General features: G+C 57.6%; 6 protein-coding genes. All 6 read right to left on the minus strand.

The window, feature by feature from the left end; all coding sequences use genetic code 11:
• Nucleotides 1-279 (minus strand): transposase (locus tag OVY01_RS22725; protein WP_267849555.1); only part of this gene is annotated, 279 nt, incomplete at its 3' end.
• A 177-nt stretch (nt 280-456) separates the two neighbouring features.
• A complete protein-coding gene (locus tag OVY01_RS22730; RefSeq protein ID WP_267849919.1) occupies nt 457-1086 on the minus strand; it encodes an ankyrin repeat domain-containing protein in 630 nt (209 codons plus the stop codon).
• A gap of 315 nt (nt 1087-1401) precedes the next feature.
• Nucleotides 1402-1866 carry a DUF6876 family protein gene (locus OVY01_RS22735; RefSeq protein ID WP_267849920.1) on the minus strand — a complete coding sequence of 155 codons (465 nt, stop codon included), beginning with the start codon at nt 1864-1866 and terminating at the stop codon, nt 1402-1404.
• Between the two features lie 269 nt (nt 1867-2135).
• The gene (locus OVY01_RS22740) at nt 2136-2813 is read right to left on the minus strand and encodes a hypothetical protein (RefSeq protein WP_267849921.1); all 678 of its coding nucleotides are present in this window, start codon (nt 2811-2813) and stop codon (nt 2136-2138) included.
• A 77-nt stretch (nt 2814-2890) separates the two neighbouring features.
• Complete coding sequence (locus OVY01_RS22745; protein WP_267849922.1) at nt 2891-3331, minus strand: hypothetical protein; 441 nt, start codon at nt 3329-3331, stop codon at nt 2891-2893.
• A gap of 225 nt (nt 3332-3556) precedes the next feature.
• Nucleotides 3557-3827 (minus strand): IS3 family transposase (locus OVY01_RS22750; protein ID WP_267849858.1); only part of this gene is annotated, 271 nt, incomplete at its 5' end.

The raw sequence follows: 3827 nt of genomic DNA on the forward strand, positions 1-3827 counted from the left end.
CGGAATCTGCAACGCCAACGGGCCATCGTCCGTGAGCACGGTCTTGGCGCTGCGGCCGTTGCGCTGGTTCGTGGTCTCGGGCGGGCGTTCCGTGCCGGTGGCGTAACCGAGGTGGTGGCCCATCTCAGCGCCCAGGGCCCGCTCGATCAGCGCCTTCTTGAACGCCATCGCGGCATCCTGGACGGCTTCGGCCGTCATCGGGCCTTTTACAAACTGGTCGATCAGCTCCTGGGGAATCGCGGGCAATTTCCGCGGCGGTGTCTTCGGTTTGCGTGCCATGGCTGTACATCGTCCTTTTCGATATGTTAGCCCCGCACACAAAATTTATGACAGTCCCTTGCCCTGAGCAACTGGATGGACGTCCACGTTGAACCTTACCGGCACCGCCGTACATGGTAAGCGCCGATCAGCACCACGCCGGAGGCGAGGTCAGGGGCTGACGCGCTTGATCCAGAGTTAAAGCCTAACCCTCACTCGGACCTCGCGCCCTTCCACGACGCCAGAATCGCTCGCCGCTTTTGCGAGCACGTGGTGCTCCCAACTCTTGATCAGCGACCAGGCTTCGTTGTTGCTGTTGGTCCACACGTGCGCGGAGCGTTTGACCCGCTCTGCATCGGCGCCACGATTCAGGAGCGCCATGCACGTTGCGATGTCGTTGCGGTTCGCTGCATACTCTAGCGGCACCCCGTCACCGGTCGGATCGCCGTCGAAGCTAGATGGGTCTGCACCGTGCTCGAGCAGGCGCTGCTCGACGTCGAAATAACCATGGGCCGCAGCATAAAACGCTGGCAGGCCCAAGGACGGGAATGTGCAACCGCAGTTGTCGAAGCGAACATCGGCGCCCAGCCCTATCAAAGCATCGACCATGGCTGGCGTTCGTGCATCGAGAAGGTATTGAGAAACGGCCCAAGGGTCTGCTTCTGCCAAGTTTCGTACGACGTCGTCAACATAGTCGAGTTTTACGAGCAGCGAAAGCAACCCGTCTTTCTCGTACCCTTCCATCACAGGTTTGCTGCCATCAAATAGGAGATTAGCGGCCAACGTCAGGTGCGGATCGGACGTCGTCTTGATTCGTTTGCGCAGCAAATCCCCCGCCTGCGACCTTGCCTTTCCAAGGCCGTCCGATCGCACCCAGCGCGAAGCAGGCCGGCGACCAAGTGCGGAACCCACCCGACATCAGAACACACGACCGCCCTATGCAGCGCCGTGCGCCCCGCACGATCGAGCGTGTTGGCCTGGTCTCTCGGGAGATCCTCCCAGGCTTGGATCGGCCCGGGAAGATGCCCTGGCTGGACGCTTACGTCTCCTCCTACGATTGGTTCAATCCAACCTACCTCGGGGGGACAACGTGTCAAGCCTCGAAAAACACTCGGGTGCCGGGCGTCCGCCCAGCCTCCCTCCTTAATACTCACTCGTCAACATGAGCATCCACGCCGGCCCTCGGGAAAACTCACCCCACACCGCGTACATCTTGATGCCATTCGTCAACGGGAACGTGTGGGCGGTGTAATGCTGGGTGTACAAGGTCGTGCCGTTGCCATCCGTGATCACGAGATCCGCCGCGCCCTCCTCTTTCGGGTGCAGCTCCACCGTCATGAAGCCATCGTCGTAGTTCTTGCCCGGGCCTTTCTGAACGACCCAAGCCATGGCGTCCGTCACGAGCCATGCGCATGCGGCCTTCTCGATGAGGAAGTTGACCCCGTCGGTGTACACCGCATTGCGGAACAAGGGGCCCAAGCCGTACACCGATTCAGTGCCGGTGAAGTGTGCGAGTTGGCCTTCCAAATCTGCTGGGAGGTGAGCTTCGGGGTGCGAGGAACCGCGCGGTTCGTTGTTGTTCGTGTTAGTTTCGTTGGTGCTGGTCATGATTTACCCTCCTTGGGTCGTTGTGTGTCTGCTGGTTGGAGCCGCTTCGCCGTGTGAAGCGAACCAGTTCGAACAACGGGAGGGACGTGGATGGAAGCCGCAGCGCCGCACGAATGGGCGGGGAACGGGTGACAGAAACGAGCGCAGCAGTGCCCAGACGTTGGGCGTCATGGTTCGACACGTCGGGAAAGAAAGCGGTCCATGCCGGCAGACACAGATCAAGGGGGACAGACAGCAGCAACATGGGTGAAAGCGACACGGCGGGCAGATTACCGTCTGCCATTGCCGCTCCACCACATGTCGAGGTCGGACCGGCGGTAAAGCTTGCTTCCGTCCGCTGCCAGGACCGGCACGATTCGGCCGCTCCGCACTTGTCCGCGGAAATGACTTGCGGGAATATCGAGGTATCTCGCCGCATCCGCGGCATTCAGGTCGTCGTCCCACGCTTGGAAAGTCCAACGTTCAACGAACTTCAGAAGCATGCGTGCTGCGACAGACTGGTACCCATTGCCCCAGCATTGCTCAATGTAAGCGTGGAACGGAATGCCATCGATGTCGCGTTCACGGCACCCCGCGGTCAGCAGCACGTACAACGTTTGGACATAGCGCCGTTGCTCCCGCCCATTGAGACGGGGACCAAGATTAACAACGCCATCGCAATACTCTCGCAACAAACCATTGAGTTCAGGACGGGCGTTCTTGGCAATGGGGCGCGGCGTAAGCTTGCAATCTTCGTTGCAACAAAGCCCGTGCCACTCCGAACGCCGACTAAGAAGATCGAGAACGATGCCATACCATCCATTTTCAGAAGCCTCGACCAGCTTCTTATAGAAAGAAATGGCGTCGTCGAGCGATCTGAGGGCCTCCTCCAAGCCACGTAAAACTGCTCGTTGCGATTCGGCTCGATCGGACAAAACTTGGATGGTTTGGTGAATGTCGGTGTTCATCATGAAGCCCCGTGCTGGTGTCTTTGATAAGCCTCCTAAGGCAAGCATGATGCTAGCCTTGGTCGCCGTGCATGTGGTCAAGCGTCGGCAGCCACAGCCTGACGCAGCGCCATCTTCAAATGGTCTCGAAGGGCTTCATCGACCTCGACAACAGGTTCCGGCAAGAATCGGTCACCGGCCATGTCGTCGTAATCGTCGCTGGTGAAATCGACGTCGAAGTTACTGTTGACCAGTGCTTGGAGAAGGGCAAAATAGTTCGGGCACGCATCCATCTGATCTGAGTTCATTTCGTCACCCACCATATCGTTCGACGGGACTATGAGGTCGTCGTCAGCGTCGATCTGAGCTTGAACGTCGAAGATCCTTCCGAACGCTTGCACGGAAATGGTGTAGAAGATGTAGTAGCCATCGGTGGTTTCAACGTTGCTCTCCTCGTCCAGGACATAGTTCTCGACAACGCCCTCCTCTTTAACCTCGATGTCGCCAAGGTGGGTTGCTACGTTAAAGGGCTTGCTCATGGTGATTCTCCATTTAGATTTGGCTTTGCATCGTGCGCCGCCTACATCACCAATCTCTCGTACGGTCCACCTATAGTCAAATAACAGCGTCATAAAACAGCACTTATCTCTAGTATTTTTGTACTAAAGATGCGAGTCATCTCTGCTTTATGGACCGCACGTCAGTCAAGTTCACCATCGTTACGCCGTGGCGAATGGTTGAACCGGCCAGGGTTTAATAGACACTTACGAGCCGTTTAACGCATTGCGCCGCTCAAACTCCACGGGTGACAAATGGCCCACGAAGCTGTGTCGGCGAATTGGGTTGTAGAACATCTCAATGTAATCGAATACGTCCGTGGTTGCCATCGCCCTGGTCGGATAGATTCGCCGTTTTATTCGTTCCTTTTTCAACGCCCCGAAGAAGCTCTCGGCCACGGCATTATCGTGGCAGTTACCGCGCCGACTCATGCTCGGTACCATGTGATGAGCCTTCAGAAACGACTGCCAGTCATCA

Origin of the sequence: Robbsia betulipollinis, assembly GCF_026624755.1 — a bacterium.
GTDB lineage: Bacteria > Pseudomonadota > Gammaproteobacteria > Burkholderiales > Burkholderiaceae > Robbsia > Robbsia betulipollinis.